Raw genomic sequence first — 15,528 nt, forward strand, 5'->3', positions numbered from 1 at the left:
TTTTCCAGATATAGCGACAGCTATGTCTATTTCAGCATGTCTATTTTTCACTTTTCAGATAATATTTACTTTTCATAGTTCAACGCCAGCGTCTGCTGGCTGTGATCACTCAGGATTCCGAGAGATCATCTTGAGAGTTTAAAGATGGTTCCTGTTTTGATTGAAGTATAACACTGCAGCATGATGTTGTCTACAAAGGATACAAGGAAAGAATATAATCGATGTGAGGGGGCTGGATGACAGATGGGGGTAGGAGTAGTATAATAGATATGTAGACGATGAATTTGTGGTTTGATAATGTGATTTTATACGATAAGGATACTTTTATCAGCCGGAGTATGTCCGCTTCCTATTCGTTGAAAGAGGGGGATATACATTATTCAGCATATCGGGAAGAGCTGGAGCAACTGTTTGAGCGCAATGCAAAAGGCAAGATTGCAGAGATGGCAAATAAGACGGTAGTATATTGGGGAACGCTGAAGTTCTCTTAAGGATAAGAAAAAGGAGGGGTACTTTATGATTTACAGAGATTTTAAGGACTTGAAACTTTCCGGGCTTGGACTGGGTATGATGCGGCTTCCGGTCGTGGATGGAGATGATTCGAAGATAGACGAGTCTGCGGCGCAGGAGATGGTCGATTATGCCTACCATCATGGAATCAATTATTTTGACACTGCCTGGGGCTACCATTCCGGGAATTCGGAGATTGCGGCTGGAAAATTTCTGGCAAAATATCCAAGAGAAAGTTATTACCTGGCCACAAAATTTCCAGGATATGATTTGGCCAACATGGGGAAAGTAGAGGAGATTTTTGAGAAACAGCTCGAGAAATGTCAGACATCGTATTTTGACTTTTATCTTTTCCACAATGTATATGAGGGAAATATAGATGGGTATCTTGATCCGAAAAATGGTATTTTGGAATATCTGTTAAAGCAGAAAGAAAATGGAAGGATTCGACATCTGGGATTTTCGGCGCACGGGTCAATGGACACTATCCGCCGTTTTCTGAATGCTTATGGGGAACATATGGAGTTCTGTCAGCTTCAGGTCAATTATATGGACTGGCATTTTCAGGATGCAGCTCAGAAAGTGGAGATGATCCACAAAGCCGGACTGCCAGTCTGGGTTATGGAGCCTCTTCGAGGGGGAAAGCTTGCGAAAGCGTCAAAAGAAATGACAGAAGAGCTCCAGCGTATGCGCCCGGAAGAAAGTATTCCGGGATGGGCATTCCGATTTCTTCAGTCGCTTCCGGAAGTGACGATGGTACTTTCCGGTATGTCAGATATGGAACAGCTCAAAGAGAATATTGCGGTCTGGAGCGAAGACCAGCCGTTAAATCGAGAGGAAAAGGAGAAACTGATATGTCTTGCAGATGAGGAGACGAAGAGAGGAGGGATCCCGTGTACGGCGTGTCATTACTGTACGAGTCATTGCCCGCAGGAACTTCCGATTCCGGAATTGATCGCTCTGTACAATGAACATAAAATTACGGGAGGGGGCTTTATTGCACCGATGGCTGTGGGAAGTATGCCGGAAGGAAAACGCCCGTCCAACTGTGTCGGGTGCAAAAGCTGTGAGGCGGTATGTCCGCAGCAGATCCCGATTTCAGATATTATGAAGGAATTTTCCTCTATGATCGGGATGTAAGCCGTATGAAGAAGAGATTGCTTATCAGCGCATGCCTGATCGGGATAAACTGTAAATACGACGGAGGAAACAACTATATTTCTGAAGTAGAACGGCTGAAAGAGAAATATGAACTGATTCCAGTGTGTGCCGAAATATTTGGAGGCCTTCCTACCCCAAGAATTCCTTCTGAGCAGAGAAGCGGGAAAGTATGGAACAGGGAAGGGGAAGAGGTAACGGAAAAGTTCCTGAGAGGCGCCGAAGAAGTAGGAAGGACGGCCCGTTTTTTTGAATGCGGGGTAGCGCTTTTAAAGGAAAGGAGTCCGTCGTGCGGATATGGGGAAATCTACGATGGCACATTTTCCGGACATCTTACCAGAGGGAACGGAATCGCCGCGGCAAAGCTTAGCGATATGGGACTCCAAATCTATGGGGAGTCGGAAATAAGAAAGTTGTTATAAATCTTTAAGAATTCGGTCATATAATCAACATAATCGCCTGATATACTGAATCAGCATAAAGAGGGAAAGAAAAGCATAACCTGTAAACTGACGGAGTATTGATAAGGAGGAATTATTTTGATTATTGGGTTTTTGACAATAGGAAAAGATAGCCGTTCTTGTATATTATCAGCTCTGAATGGAAAAGATCAAAGTGTGATTATGCCGGGACAGTATCTGTATGTCAACGTTTCAAATGGATGGATCCCGGTAGAGCTGAAATATTCTGATAGAATTGGAAGATACTATTTTTCTCATTTGCCGGAATTGCCGGTAAATGGAAGGATGGCCATGGTAAAATCATAAAAATCAATAAGTTTTCTTGTATGGAATCATAAAGTCATGGTACAATAAATAGCAGATACTAGAATGATCATGCTGGTTTTCGTGCAGGAAGCTTTTGCAGAAGCGAGATGAAATGAGCAGCCGGCTTACAAAAAGCCGGCTGTTTTTCAGTTTAGGGCTTTTACTGCGCAGGAAGGTCGGAAAAAGTGGAAGAGAAAAAAAAGAAGAAAATCTTATCTCCGGACGATATCCAGAAAGAGGAACAACATCTTCTGGAAAGTATGGAGGATGAGGACAGTGCAGATACGGATCTGGATGATTTGCAGGGCGCTTCTTCTGTAGTATATGGGGAGGGAACCGGAGACTCGATTCGGATGTATCTGAATGAAATCAATCGGATTGCGCTTTTAAGCCCAGAAGAAGAGCAGGAGTTGGCAAAGAAAGTAGCCCAGGGGGACAGAGAGGCGAAAAAGAAAATGGAGGAAGCGAATCTCCGGCTTGTTGTTTCCATCGCAAAAAAATATGTCGGACATGGTCTGCAGATGATGGATTTGATACAGGAGGGAAATATCGGACTGATGCGGGCAGTGGAGAAATTTGATTATCAGAAGGGATACCGTTTTTCTACATATGCTTCCTGGTGGATCAAGCAGTCCATGATCCGTGCCATCGCAGATCAGTCCAGGACGATCCGAGTGCCGGTCCATATGTCGGAAAATATCACAAAGGTACGCAGAGCATCCAAAGAACTGATGAGTGAACTTGGAAGGGAAGCGACGCCGGAAGAAATTGCAAAAAGGCTTGGGGACAAATCGGTGGAGGAAGTAAGAGATATCCTTGCATATTCCAGAACACCAGTCTCTTTGGAGACACCGGTAGGCGAGGAAGAGGACAGCAGTCTGGAGAATTTCATTGAGGACAGCAATGCTCAGCAGCCAGAAAATGCGGCTATCCTCACGATCATGGGAGAGGAGATCAATGAATTGCTGAAAATCCTGCCGGAGAGAGAGCAGGAAGTCATACGGATGAGGTTCGGAATGAACGGGGATCGTGTGTACACGCTGGAAGAAGTCGGACAGAAGATGCATTTGACCCGGGAGAGGATCCGGCAGATTGAGAGCAAGGCGCTCCGCAGATTGAGACAGAGAATGAAAGAGAAAGGACAAAATCAGTATTTTGAATAATTCAGGTGGCTTGAAATGAAGAATGACTTGTTTACGATTGGCAACTTAACGGTACACGGATATGGGCTCATGATTGGTATCGGGTTCATATCCGCCTATTTATTGACAGAATACAGAGCGCGGAAAAAGAGGATGAACAGTGACATTGTTTTTTCATTGTTTTTGTCGTCCGTGATTTTCGGGCTGCTGGGTGCAAAAGTATTTTACTGGATAACGATTCTGGATGAGATCATCAAGGATCCTCATGTCATTATCGATACGGCAGATGGGTTTGTCGTATACGGGGGAATCATAGGAGGAATCCTTGCAGGCGCAGTGGTGTGCAGGATAAAGAAAGAAAATTTCTGGAAGTATTTTGATCTGATTGCGCCGTCTATCGCGCTGGCACAGGGATTTGGGCGTATTGGATGCCTTTTGGCAGGATGCTGTTACGGACTGGAAACTTCAAGTCCTATTTCCATCACTTTTCAGAACTCGGATTTTGCACCTAATGGGGTGGCATTGATCCCGACGCAGATTTATTCCAGTATTCTGGACTTTCTGAACTTTATCGTGCTTTGCATCATCGCAAGATATGCGAAGAGGGATCGGATCGTGGCCGGATGTTATCTGATATTCTACAGTGTCGGACGGTTTATCCTGGAATTTTTCCGGGGGGATCTTATCCGTGGAAGTGTCGGCCCTCTTTCCACATCCCAGTTTATTTCGATCTTTGTTTTTGTGATCGGTGTGCTGATGATCGTGATCCGTAAGCGCAAAAAAGTAGTGGAATACAAGTAGACGGAAGGAGAAAGAAAGATGGATCTGGAAAAAGTTTTTACAGTTCAGGGAATTCTTTTAATTCTTACAGGAGTATTTCTTCTGGTCATGGGGATTAAAGTCGTGATCAGACAGACGAAGATCCGAAAGCAGGATTTGATAAAAGAAGGCACAGTGCTTCACAGCAGACATGTAGAGCAGAGAGATAAAGAAGGATTTCTGACGGAGAACTACTATGAGCTTAGAGCAGAGTACCATGATAAGGGACACCGGATGGAAAAGACGGTGTACAGCGTGGAAGAATATCTGGAAGGGGATACGATCCGGCTTGTAAAAGCGCCGGATAATGGAAAAGACGTATTCATTTATAAAGAAGACAAAGCCAATGGAATCGGGGCATGGGTGTGGATTGCTGCGGGGATCGCCGTTATACTGATTCCATTTATCAGGGAAGCACTTGGCACTGGGGCTGTGTCCATGGTCGAAGCAGTGTTTCTTCTGGCGATCGGTATCAGTCTCATTGCGGTTCAGGTAAAAGAAGAGAAAAAATCACTGAACCGGATCAGTGCACGCATTGTGGAAGTGCTGAAATGGAAAGAAGGATCAAAGACAAGAGGCGGAAAACCGGTCTATACATACTATCCGATTTATGAATATAAGCGGGATGATGTGACGAGAAGATGGAGAGGAATGAACGGATCCGAGCAGCCGTCACAGTATAAGACAGGGACAAGAGGGACATTATACTGGAGGCAGGACGATGCCAGACTGATGGAAAAAGAGCCAGGCAGGATGCTTCGGTATGTTGGGATCGTTCTTGTGGCGGCAGCAGTCATCTGCGTTTACGGAGCAGTTGTATTAGCTTTCTGAAAGTCCGAAGGTTTTGTAGAGTTATGATATTCGATTTGCAGTGTTAAAATCAGAAAAGATATAAGAAAACTGAGAAGGCGGAAACGGGCCGGATCTTAGAGATTCGTCCCGTTTCCGCCTATTTGCTCATATGCCGCTTTTCCTCCAGATATCTCCTTGCCTCTTTCAGCTGCTCCTCATCGATACAAATTTTTCCCTTTGCGATCCCGATCAGATCCTCTGTTTTTAGTTTCTGGATCGTCCGGTTCAGTGTCTTTACAGAAATGCCAATCTCTTCGTAGAGCTGCTGCCTGGTTTTGGGAATAACGCCGCAAGAGCGCCTGGCAGAATCCAGATATTTTACACAATAGTCGAGAAGGAGGTATTGAGGCGGGTAGAAAAGTTTACTCCCCCTGTTGTATGAGGAACGGTAAAGCTTGTAGGCGACTTTACGGGAGACGAGACGCAGAAAATGGATATCTCTGGAAATCCAGTCTTCAAAGTCTTTTCTGGAGAAATAAAGGACTGTACATTCGGTCAGCGTTTCGATTGTCACAGAAGTTTTTTCTTTCCCTGCAAGGATCGTTACCTCGCCCACAAAGTCGATGGGATCGTTTCGTTCAATCATGTAGATGTTTCCATTTTCAAATTCATTGATCACACGGTGCGAACCGTCGCATACGATTCCAAAGTATTCTAAAACTTCATCTTTCTGATGAATAATTGTCCCTTTTGGGTAGACACGAATCCAGCATCGGGTTTTCAGTTCCTCAGGCATATATTTTATGTAATCCGAAAGATCCGGATATTTTGAGAGAAGATCATCTAATGTCATGGGATGGCTCCTTTTTACTTTTTTTCCAGTATACTACAAAAAAAGACAAAAAACAGCTCATTTGTCCTTTTTTTGGAAGGAGGGTCAGTGATAAGATAGCTCGTGGATAAAATCAAAAGGAGTCAAAGGCAATGAAAAAGGAAACATTTATTTACCCGTCGTTCAAGGCAAGAATGAAAAATGAGTACAGGATTATTCTTGCCGCATTTTTATTTATCGTGATCGCTGATTTTATAGGGCAGATCGAAGTGCCGGTGGGACCGGGAAAACTGATCTTGTTCCCAATATTTTACGCACTGATTCTGGGGATCCTCTCTGGTCCGGAAATATTGAAGTTTTTTAAGACAAAAGAAGTAAAGGCAGCCTCGGGGCTTGTGATTGTCGCTATCTGCCCGTTTATTGCAAAGCTTGGAATCAATGCGGGGGCGAGCCTTGAAACTGTGATCTCGGCAGGGCCTGCACTCTTGCTTCAGGAGGTGGGAAACCTTGGAACGATTTTCCTTGCATTGCCGTTTGCGCTTCTGCTTGGAATGAAACGGGAGGCAATTGGAGCAACGCATTCGATCAACCGTGAGTCAAATCTGGCACTTGTCACGAACATGTTTGGACCGGATTCCCCTGAGACGCGAGGAAGCCTTTCCATCTACGTGGTAGGAGGCATGGTCGGAACGATCTATTTTGGATTTCTGGCTACGATGACAGCGGCTATCGGATTTTTTCATCCGTATGCACTTGGAATGGCGTCCGGAGTAGGGGCGGGTATTCTGATGGCAAGTTCTGTTGCGAGCCTCACAGCTGTGTATCCTGATATGGCCGCCCAGATTTCGGCTCTTGCAAGTACAAGCGAGACCATATCGGGACTCACCGGAATCTACGTGGCTATCTTCGTAGGGATTCCGCTTACCAAAAAGCTGTACGAGGTTATGGAGCCTAGATTTGCAAAGCTGAGACATGAGCCGAGTGAGGTTCTTACAAGACGACAGAATGAAGAAAAAGGGAAAGTGGAGGAAGTGTAAAGATGAGATATATAGAATGGATAGTGATGTTTGCCGTTGCAGGACTTGGGATTGCACTGGCCAATTTTGTAGGATTTGAAGTGGGCTTTCTGGAGTCTCTTCCAGGAATTTTGATCCTTCTTGGGATTTCTCTTGTGGCAGTTGTGATCAGCAAGATAGTGCCGCTGAAACTGCCTATCGTAGCGTATTGCTCAATTCTGGGGCTTCTGGTGGCATGTCCGGTTTCTCCGGTCAGAGAAGGTGTCATCGAGGCGGTTAACAAGATCAACTTTACAGCTCCGCTCACGATGGTGGGAGCATTTGCAGGTATTTCCATCAGTGATCAGATCAAATCTTTCCTGAAGCAGGGATGGAAGATGATTATTGTCGGGGTTCTTGTCATGACAGGAACATTTCTTGGATCTGCGCTGATTGCACAGCTTGTATTGTCACTCACAAATGCCATCTAGAAGTATGGAGAGGAAAGTATCAGAATAAAGGGAAGATTTGCATTATGGAAAAAGAAATGATAGATCTGCTGATCCGAAATACGGACTATCTTGACAAGGACTGGGAATATGTCCGTGGAAAAGATATTGCTGTCCGGGATGGAGTCATACTGGAGGTCGGACCGGGAGGAAGCCTTGACGGGAAATATGAGGCCAAAGAGGAGATAGATGGAAAGGACACGGTGTTTCTTCCGGGGCTTGTGGACGCCCATATGCACACAGGACAGCAGCTTTTAAGAGGCGGAGTACTGGATGAGATGCCGATGATTTGGAAAAGAATCATGCTTCCGTTTGAGAGTACTCTGACAGAAGAAAAGATGAGATTAAGCGCGGGGTTGGCAGCCCTTGATATGATCAGAAGCGGAACGTGCGGATTTATTGAGGCGGGAAGCTATTTTATGGATGAGGCGGCCAAAGTCTATGAGGAGTCGGGCCTTCGGGGGGTTTTGTCTTATTCCACAATGGATCAGAAAGGCCTTCCGGATTCCATTTCTATGGATGCCAGAGAAGCGATACGCAGGACGGATGAACTGTTTGACGCCTGGGACGGAAGGGGCAACCTGAAAGTCTACTATTCTCTGCGCGCACTGATATCCTGTTCGGAAGAGCTGATAGATATGGCAAATGAAAGGGCAAAAGAAAAAGATACGTTCCTGCAGGCGCATATGAACGAATATCCGGGAGAAATTCAGCCATATATGGAACGATATAAAAAGAGGCCATATGAATATCTGGAATCCAGAGGGGTACTGGGCAGACAGTTCCTCGGAGCACACAGTCTTCTTTTGTCAGAGCGGGAAAAAGAGATCATAAAAGAGAGAGGGGTAAAGATCTGCCATTGTCCGTTCAGCAACTGTGGGAAAGCTGTGCCGGATACGCCAAAACTTGTGAATATGGGGATTTTGCCCGGAATCGGCACGGACGGGGCGGCTCACGGAGGGCTCAGCATCTGGAACGAGATGCGGATCTTCCGCTCTGTCATGAATGTTTATCACGGAGTTCCGCTGGCTGAGCCTGCTGTCATGCCGGCAAAGACCGTTCTTTCTATGGCCACAGAGGGAGGCGCTGCCTGTATGGGTCTGGAGAACGCCGCCATCGGAGAGGGAAACCGTGCGGATCTGATCGGAATTGACATGGATGCGCCGCATCTGTGGATCAGCGGACAAATTTCCAACACGCTTCTGGAAAGCGTGGAGGCAGGGGATGTGAAGCATACGGTTACAGGGGGAAAGATTTTGATGAAAAACAGGGAAATCCTTACCCTCGATGAAGAAAAAATCCGTTTTTTGGCACGGGAATACAAAAGGAAGGAAAGGATTTAGATGGAATATTTGATCATGGCTGCGGCCAATCTGCTGATCGGAGGGATGATCGGACTTACGGGAATCGCCGGTTTCCTCCTCCCGATGCTCTATTCAGGATTTATGGGGATGCCGTCTGCCCAGGGACTGGCGCTTAGTTTCTGCGCATTTCTCATATCAGGCATTCTCGGGTCATATAATTACTATCGGTCCAGGAGCCTGGATCTAAAGCTCGCCTTGTTCATCAGTCTGGGAAGTTTTGCAGGAGCCATCGCGGGGGTCAGCCTGAATCTTTTGATCGAAGAAGGAGTCGTAAAGAGGATTCTGTATCTTGTAGTGCTTTTGTCCGGCATATCCATCCTGATCAGAAAAGAAAAGAAAGAAGAAGGGGAGGGCAGAAAAAGGAGGACGCTGCGGTCTGGTTTTTGGGTAGGATTCGGGTTTGTCACAGGCCTGATCTGTTCGCTGTCAGGAGCCGGAGGCCCGGTGCTTGTGATGCCTTTGCTCGTTGTATTTGGAGTGCCGGTTAAGACGGCAGTTGGGATCGCACTGTTTAATTCCGTGTTTATCGCGATCCCATCCTGCATCGGCTATGCTGCCCAGTCTGATCCGAATGCCCTGATGATCCTGCTCCCGGTCACACTGATCAGTCATGCAGCAGGCGTGTGGATCGGAAGCAGAAACACTTCGTTTTTGCGGCCGGATATACTGAAAAAAGGGGTGGCTGTTTTTTCCGTCGTGATTGCTGTTGTAAAGTTGATCACAGGGTAAGGCTATTCACGATAGCGGTTTAAGCAGGCGTGGATTTCCTGGAGTCTTGGAAATGCGTATCCACCTGGAATATATGAATGAGAGAAGAAGCCGGAAAAACCGTTTTCCATCAGTTCCTGGTAAAGGAGAGAGGCTGTTTCGGATATTGTTTTTTTGCCGTCGGCAAAGTGTTCCCTGGCATATCCGAGAAGGAAGGCAAGGGATGCCGTCTGCTCGGTATCTTTTATCTGCTCTACATACCGAAGATCAATCTCTTCTCTACCGAGGCTAAATCCGTCTTTTGACCGAAGGCGGATTTTTTTGTCTTTGTAATCCATTTTCCGCGCACAACTGCAAAATACACGCCGGCTTTTCGGCATGTGAAACGGTGTTGGAAGAGACGGAGGAAGAGGATAGCCTGCACAAAGTTTTTTGACAGATGCGGTAATATCGACCGGCCGGTAACAGTCCATCTGAATGATGGTATCCGCAACGTGGAAGAAAGCTCCAGAGCTTCCGGCCACAAGGATGGTGGAAATATCGGCTTTTTCATAGAGATCACGCACGCGTTCCAGAAATGGTGTGATCGGTTCTTTGTCACGGCTGATTACCTGCTGCATGAATGTATCCCGAACCATAAAATTGGTGGCGGACGTATCCTCGTCGATCAAAAAGAGATGGCTTCCCGCCTCCAGCGCTTCGACAGTCCCGGCCGCCTGAGAAGTGCTTCCGCTTGCATCCAGTGTGGAGAAGGAGGAAGTATCCTTTTTGTTAGGCAAGTCATTTATAAAAAGGGAAATATCTACATTTTTCACACAGCGTCCGTCTTCGGCGCGAAGCTTTACAGCGCTGTCGTCCGTGATGACATACTCCCGTCCGTCTCCGGCGATGTGATTGTAAACCCCAAGCTCCAAAGCCTTTAAAAGGGTGGACTTCCCATGGTAGCCTCCGCCCACAATAAGCGTAATCCCCTTTTGGATGCCCATGCCGGTAATTTCTCCTTTGTATGGGAGGGAAATTCTGACTCGGAGGGAATCCGGGGAAGAGAACGGGACGCTTTCCTTCATCGGTCGGTCTGAGACCCCACTCAGACGCGGGAGGACAGAACCGTCCGCCACAAATGCCGCAAGATGGAGCCGTTTTAATTCTCTGCGAAGGAAAGCCTGGTCCTGGGAAAGCTCAAAGGCCTGTCTGAGAGCGGCCTTGTCACAGGTACGGTAAAGACAGGATTTTTCCACACAGACAGGAAGAAAATCAAAAAGAATCCGGATCAGTTCCGGGGAATTGATAGTTCTTCCGTTTGCAGGGAAGCCGATGTGAAAGCGCAAAACCAGTTCGTTTTTTTGGCGCTCATCCAGTTGGCAGGCCGTACGCGCCAGCACTTCCTGACCGCATCCGCTTATTGATAAAAGTCCGCTTTTTCCGGAACCTTTTGCCTGAAAACTGTATTGGCCGATCTGACGATGGAATCTGCGGAGAAGAAAATCAGTAAAAGCGGTTTTCGCCTCCGGGTTTTGATAATAGTCGCAAGGGAAACGGTGAACCGAATATGGAACCCGGATTGTCACATGGGAAGGGGACGCAAAAGGGTCTCCCTGTACATGATCGATGGTAAGTGTATAGTCGTCAAAGCGATAAGATCCTTTTAAGCATTTATAAGCAGGATAACTTTTCCGGTTGATGGCCATGAGCTGCTTTTTCAATTCTGAAGATGGCTGCATAGTTTGTACTCCTTTCGAGGTCTTTCTTGTGTTTCTGTAAGAATTATAGCAAAAAAATCAGGAGTGTGGCATAATAAAAGCAAGTTTGGAAGAAAGGTGGATTCGTTCATGGAAGAAAGAAGACATATTTATTTTTATGGAAGAGTTCAGGGCGTCGGTTTTCGATGGAAGGCAATGCAGACGGCAAAGTATCTGAATTTGACAGGATGGGTCCAGAATATGTACAACGGAAACGTGGAGATGGAAGTGCAGGGGGAAAAAGAGCTGATTGACAGATTGATGCAGGAATTGAATACAGACAGGTTTATCCGCATAGAAAAAACAGAAATGCTGACTTTGCCTCTGGTGGACGGAGAAAGGGATTTTAAGGTGCGTGGGTAATCGGTATGAAAAAGCAATTCAGTTCAAGAAGACTTATTTACAGACTGGCTGATCCGGCGTTCTGCCGGATGGCGGCAGAGTTTTTTCAGAGAAACAAAGAGATATTAAAAATATCTGAGGACAGGAAACCGGAGGAATTTTACCTTCCGGAGTTCCAGAAAATATGGCTGGAGATGCAGAGGGAGAAGGCAGAAGAGAGGGAATGGCTTTCTTTCTATATTTTTGAGAAGCGAAAACCAGGGCGTATTATAGGAACTGTTACGGTCAGTAATTTTCGGTGTGCAAAAACGGTAAGCGGGACGATCGGGTACCGCATTGATCTGGAAAAACAAGGGCAAGGGTACGGAACCGAGGCGGCTTATGTAGGGACAAGAATCGGATTTGATGAACTTGGACTTCGGAAAATGGTAGCAGATGTGATGCCGAATAACCGGGCGTCTCTGCGGGTCCTGGAAAAGTGCGGGTATGAGAGAGAAGGGTATTTCCGGAGAAATATCAAAATCAATGGAAAATGGGAAGACCATATCCGAATGGTAATTTTCCGGGAGGATTTTCAGGAAGTGCCGGAAAAAATGTAAGTTTTTGTTGTAAAAAAAAGTAAGATTGCTATAATAAAAACGGATGCCTTTCATCATGCGGAAAGACACAGAATAATATATCAGAACTGGGGAAGAAAAAATGGGAAAAAAAGGACTGGTAAAGGAAATTACCGTAATTACATTTGCCATGCTGATCGTATCGTCGGCCGTATACTTTTTCATGGTTCCAAGCGGGATTGTAGTGGGAAGCATCTCTGGTCTTGCGATGGTTCTCTCGCAGCTTTTGCACATGCAGATGTCCGTCATTACGCTCATTCTGAATGTAGTCCTGCTGATTGTAGGGTTCATTTTTATCGGGAAAGAATTTGGGGCAAAGACCGTCTATACCTCCATGCTGCTCCCGGTATTTTTGTGGATTTTTGAAAGAATCGTACCGGTTACAGAGTCGCTGACAAAGAACAGCGTTTACGATCTGGCAGCGTACATTTTGATCGTCGCGCTTGGACAGGCCATGCTGTTTAATGTGAATGCCTCCTCCGGCGGTCTGGATGTCATTGCCAAGATTATCAATAAGTTTACCCATGTGGATATCGGGAAAGCGGTAACGATCGGCGGACTGATTACCGCTGTTACATCGATCTTTGTATATGATATAGGGACATTGATCGTGAGTGTGCTTGGGACATATGCGAATGGAATTGCGGTGGACTATTTTATCGATGGATTTAACAAGAAAAAACGGATTTGTATCATTTCCGACGACTTCGAAAAGATTCAGGCTTATATCATGAATGACTTAAAGCGCGGAGTTACGCTCTACCGGGCCAGAGGCGGCTATGACAAGACGGAGCGGACGGAGCTTGTCACGATACTTGCACCAAGCGAATACAAACAGCTTCTGGCCTATCTACATAAGGCAGACTATCAGGCGTTTGTGACGGTCTACACCGTCAATGAAGTGATTGGAAAATGGAATATCCATGCAAAAAGGAAAAAAACAGAGCAGGTATAAAAAAGAAAGGGAGATTTTATCATGCAATGTACAAGAAAAGTGACAGATCAGATTTATTGGGTTGGAGCAAGTGACAGGAGACTTGCAAAGTTTGAAAACCTGTTTCCGATTCCGAGGGGAGTCTCTTACAATTCTTATGTGATTCTGGATGAGAAGACGGCGCTCATGGATACAGCTGATGCTTCTGTGAGCGGACGGTTTATGGAAAATGTAGAGGCCGTCCTTGGGGGCAGAGAGCTTGACTATCTTGTGATTCATCATATGGAGCCGGATCACTGCGCCAACATTGCGGCGGTAATCGGGAGATACCCGAATGTGACGGTTGTAGGAAATGCAAAGACGATCCAGATGATGGGGCAGTTTTATGCAGGGACAACTCCTGGAGATACACTTCTTGTGAAAGAGGGAGATACGCTTTCCCTTGGCAAACACAGTCTGACTTTTGTCATGGCACCGATGGTGCACTGGCCGGAAGCCATGGTATCCTATGAGACAACAGAAAAAATCCTTTTCTCAGCTGATGCTTTCGGTACATTCGGAGCGTTAAACGGAGTACTCTTTGACGACGAGATAGACTTCAACTGTATCTGGATGGAAGATGCAAGACGTTATTATACAAATATCGTGGGGAAATATGGGCCGCAGGTGCAAGCTCTTCTGAAAAAGGCTTCTGCACTGGATATCCGTATGATCTGCCCGCTCCACGGGCCAGTTTGGAGAAGCCAGCTTGGCACGCTGCTTGAAAAATATGACAAGTGGAGCAAATATGAGGCCGAAGAGGACGGTGTACTGATTGTCTACGGTTCTATGTATGGGAATACGGAAAATGCTGCGGATGTTATCGCATCTGAGATCGCAGAACAAGGCATGACAAATATCGCTATGTACGATGCATCCGTTACAGATTGTTCTTATCTCATTGCAGAAGCGTTCCGTTACAACCGGATCGTAGTTGCGGCGCCTACATACAATGCAGGGCTGTTTGCACCGGTAGAACATTTTCTGAATGATATGAAAGCTCTGAATATCCAGAACAAAAAGATCGCTCTTCTGGAGAATGGGACATGGGCACCGATGGCGGGCAAACATATGCGTACTATCATTGAGACGATGAAAAACATGGAGATCGTGGAACCATCTCTGGCCATCAAATCAGTGCTTCAGCCAGCTCAGAAAGAGGACGTGAAGAAAATGGTGGAAGAATTGTTGAAATAAAATAAAAAAAGTTATTGACAAATAGCGTTTTATCGTGTAGAATTATTTTTGTTGCTGAGGTACAAAAGTACAGAGCACAAAAATAATTCTATAACGTGTGGGTTTAGCTCAGCTGGATAGAGCGTTTGGCTACGGACCAAAAGGTCGGGGGTTCGAATCCTCTAACCCACGTGAAAAAAGAGTTCTGGAGTTTTCAGAACTCTTTTTTGATATGTTGAACCGAGCGATGCGGAAGGAGGGAGAAAAATGACAAAGAAAGAATGGATGGAGGCGATTTCCCTTCCCCAGGAGGAGCAGAGAGCAGTGCAGTCATTCCGGATGGAAGAAGTGGAGTATAAGAATTGGAAGGAGTTGTTTTACAGGGATGAATCCCGTTTTTTTGAAGAGATAGATGAAAGGGAAGATAAGGGGCGTTTGCTGCTGTGGCTTTATATCCGGTTTGCGGTAGATTGTTACGGGGACTTTTGCAGGGAAGGAATCTCTGATGAAATTTATTTCGATACTTTTTATGATATTACGATATGGGCAAAGAAGTACCACAAAAAATATGGAGTGCCTGGACTTATGGAAGAAAAATGGCTGGCGGTTCATATGAAGGGGAGAATTTACCGTCTCGGGAGACTCCAGTTTGAACCGGATGAAAAGGAGGCCGTGATCCATGTTCACATTCCCGAGGGGGAAGGGCTGAACGAGGAAGAATGTGACCTTGCTTTTGCAAAAGCAGATACCTTTTTTTCTGATGTGTATCAGATGTACGACTGCGAATCCTGGTTGCTATCGCCGGAACTTTCAAAAATGTTGGATAGCAGCAGCAATATCATAAAATTTCAGAAACGTTTCCAGATCGTAAAAACAGTATATACGTTCCGACAGGCAGAAGAGAGAGTGTTTGGAGAAATTTTAGAAAATAAGGCCGACTATCCGGAAGAGACATCCCTTCAGAGAAAACTGAAAGCATATGTGCTGGATGGAAAAGATCCGGGTATGGGGTATGGCATTATTGATAGATGTTCAAAATAAATAAAATGATTTATAAGAAATATCGATTTGCAACCTGAGATTTT

18 protein-coding genes and 1 tRNA gene are annotated in these 15,528 nt (G+C 45.7%); 17 read left to right on the top strand and 2 right to left on the bottom strand.

Annotated features, from left to right (window positions below; translation table 11 throughout):
- Positions 1–278: 278 nt before the first annotated feature.
- The 7 genes from ACLROL_RS04465 (at position 279) to ACLROL_RS04495 (ending at position 5,227) form a co-directional block, all read left to right on the top strand.
- Positions 279–491 (top strand): hypothetical protein, encoded by a 213-nt coding sequence (locus ACLROL_RS04465; protein ID WP_413067399.1) that lies wholly within the window; start codon positions 279–281, stop codon positions 489–491.
- A gap of 25 nt (positions 492–516) precedes the next feature.
- On the top strand, positions 517–1,650 hold the full coding sequence (locus ACLROL_RS04470) for an aldo/keto reductase (protein WP_413067400.1): 1,134 nt from the start codon (positions 517–519) through the stop codon (positions 1,648–1,650).
- 5 nt (positions 1,651–1,655) lie between these two features.
- A complete protein-coding gene (locus tag ACLROL_RS04475; protein WP_413067401.1) occupies positions 1,656–2,090 on the top strand; it encodes a DUF523 domain-containing protein in 435 nt (144 codons plus the stop codon).
- A gap of 117 nt (positions 2,091–2,207) precedes the next feature.
- A complete protein-coding gene (locus ACLROL_RS04480; RefSeq protein ID WP_287448379.1) occupies positions 2,208–2,435 on the top strand; it encodes a hypothetical protein in 228 nt (75 codons plus the stop codon).
- Positions 2,436–2,620: 185 nt separating this feature from the next.
- Complete coding sequence (locus ACLROL_RS04485; protein ID WP_287448381.1) at positions 2,621–3,598, top strand: RNA polymerase sigma factor RpoD/SigA; 978 nt, start codon at positions 2,621–2,623, stop codon at positions 3,596–3,598.
- A 15-nt stretch (positions 3,599–3,613) separates the two neighbouring features.
- A complete protein-coding gene (locus ACLROL_RS04490) occupies positions 3,614–4,378 on the top strand; it encodes a prolipoprotein diacylglyceryl transferase (RefSeq protein ID WP_413067402.1) in 765 nt (254 codons plus the stop codon).
- A gap of 18 nt (positions 4,379–4,396) precedes the next feature.
- Positions 4,397–5,227 (top strand): SdpI family protein, encoded by an 831-nt coding sequence (locus ACLROL_RS04495; RefSeq protein ID WP_087210215.1) that lies wholly within the window; start codon positions 4,397–4,399, stop codon positions 5,225–5,227.
- Between the two features lie 118 nt (positions 5,228–5,345).
- On the opposite strand, the gene ACLROL_RS04500 is transcribed toward ACLROL_RS04495, so the two are convergent.
- On the bottom strand, positions 5,346–6,041 hold the full coding sequence (locus ACLROL_RS04500) for a Crp/Fnr family transcriptional regulator (RefSeq protein ID WP_413067403.1): 696 nt from the start codon (positions 6,039–6,041) through the stop codon (positions 5,346–5,348).
- Between the two features lie 131 nt (positions 6,042–6,172).
- Here ACLROL_RS04500 and ACLROL_RS04505 point away from each other — a divergent pair, with 131 nt between their 5' ends.
- The 4 genes from ACLROL_RS04505 to ACLROL_RS04520 are packed head-to-tail and all read left to right on the top strand — an operon-like array spanning position 6,173 to position 9,617.
- Positions 6,173–7,057 (top strand): DUF3100 domain-containing protein, encoded by an 885-nt coding sequence (locus ACLROL_RS04505; RefSeq protein ID WP_413067404.1) that lies wholly within the window; start codon positions 6,173–6,175, stop codon positions 7,055–7,057.
- A gap of 2 nt (positions 7,058–7,059) precedes the next feature.
- Positions 7,060–7,506: a hypothetical protein gene (locus tag ACLROL_RS04510; protein ID WP_413067405.1), complete on the top strand. Its 447-nt coding sequence runs from the start codon at positions 7,060–7,062 to the stop codon at positions 7,504–7,506.
- A gap of 44 nt (positions 7,507–7,550) precedes the next feature.
- On the top strand, positions 7,551–8,867 hold the full coding sequence (locus ACLROL_RS04515; RefSeq protein ID WP_413067406.1) for an amidohydrolase family protein: 1,317 nt from the start codon (positions 7,551–7,553) through the stop codon (positions 8,865–8,867).
- A complete protein-coding gene (locus ACLROL_RS04520; RefSeq protein WP_413067407.1) occupies positions 8,868–9,617 on the top strand; it encodes a sulfite exporter TauE/SafE family protein in 750 nt (249 codons plus the stop codon).
- Positions 9,618–9,619: 2 nt separating this feature from the next.
- On the opposite strand, the gene ACLROL_RS04525 is transcribed toward ACLROL_RS04520, so the two are convergent.
- Complete coding sequence (locus ACLROL_RS04525; protein ID WP_413067408.1) at positions 9,620–11,317, bottom strand: ABC-ATPase domain-containing protein; 1,698 nt, start codon at positions 11,315–11,317, stop codon at positions 9,620–9,622.
- A gap of 108 nt (positions 11,318–11,425) precedes the next feature.
- Here ACLROL_RS04525 and ACLROL_RS04530 point away from each other — a divergent pair, with 108 nt between their 5' ends.
- The 6 genes from ACLROL_RS04530 to ACLROL_RS04555 all read left to right on the top strand — a co-directional run bounded on the left by ACLROL_RS04530 (position 11,426) and on the right by ACLROL_RS04555 (position 15,484).
- Positions 11,426–11,698, top strand: coding sequence for an acylphosphatase (locus ACLROL_RS04530; RefSeq protein ID WP_287448805.1), 273 nt, complete (start codon positions 11,426–11,428; stop codon positions 11,696–11,698).
- 5 nt (positions 11,699–11,703) lie between these two features.
- Positions 11,704–12,276, top strand: a complete 573-nt coding sequence (locus ACLROL_RS04535; RefSeq protein ID WP_287448806.1) for a GNAT family N-acetyltransferase — start codon at positions 11,704–11,706, stop codon at positions 12,274–12,276.
- A 100-nt stretch (positions 12,277–12,376) separates the two neighbouring features.
- A complete protein-coding gene (locus ACLROL_RS04540; RefSeq protein ID WP_287448808.1) occupies positions 12,377–13,249 on the top strand; it encodes a YitT family protein in 873 nt (290 codons plus the stop codon).
- 21 nt (positions 13,250–13,270) lie between these two features.
- On the top strand, positions 13,271–14,464 hold the full coding sequence (locus tag ACLROL_RS04545; protein WP_413067409.1) for an FprA family A-type flavoprotein: 1,194 nt from the start codon (positions 13,271–13,273) through the stop codon (positions 14,462–14,464).
- A 97-nt stretch (positions 14,465–14,561) separates the two neighbouring features.
- Positions 14,562–14,635 (top strand) — tRNA-Arg (locus ACLROL_RS04550).
- A gap of 75 nt (positions 14,636–14,710) precedes the next feature.
- Positions 14,711–15,484: an acyltransferase domain-containing protein gene (locus ACLROL_RS04555; RefSeq protein WP_413067410.1), complete on the top strand. Its 774-nt coding sequence runs from the start codon at positions 14,711–14,713 to the stop codon at positions 15,482–15,484.
- Positions 15,485–15,528 lie beyond the last annotated feature (44 nt).

Source organism: Sellimonas sp., assembly GCF_047234585.1.
GTDB lineage: Bacteria > Bacillota > Clostridia > Lachnospirales > Lachnospiraceae > Sellimonas > Sellimonas caecigallum.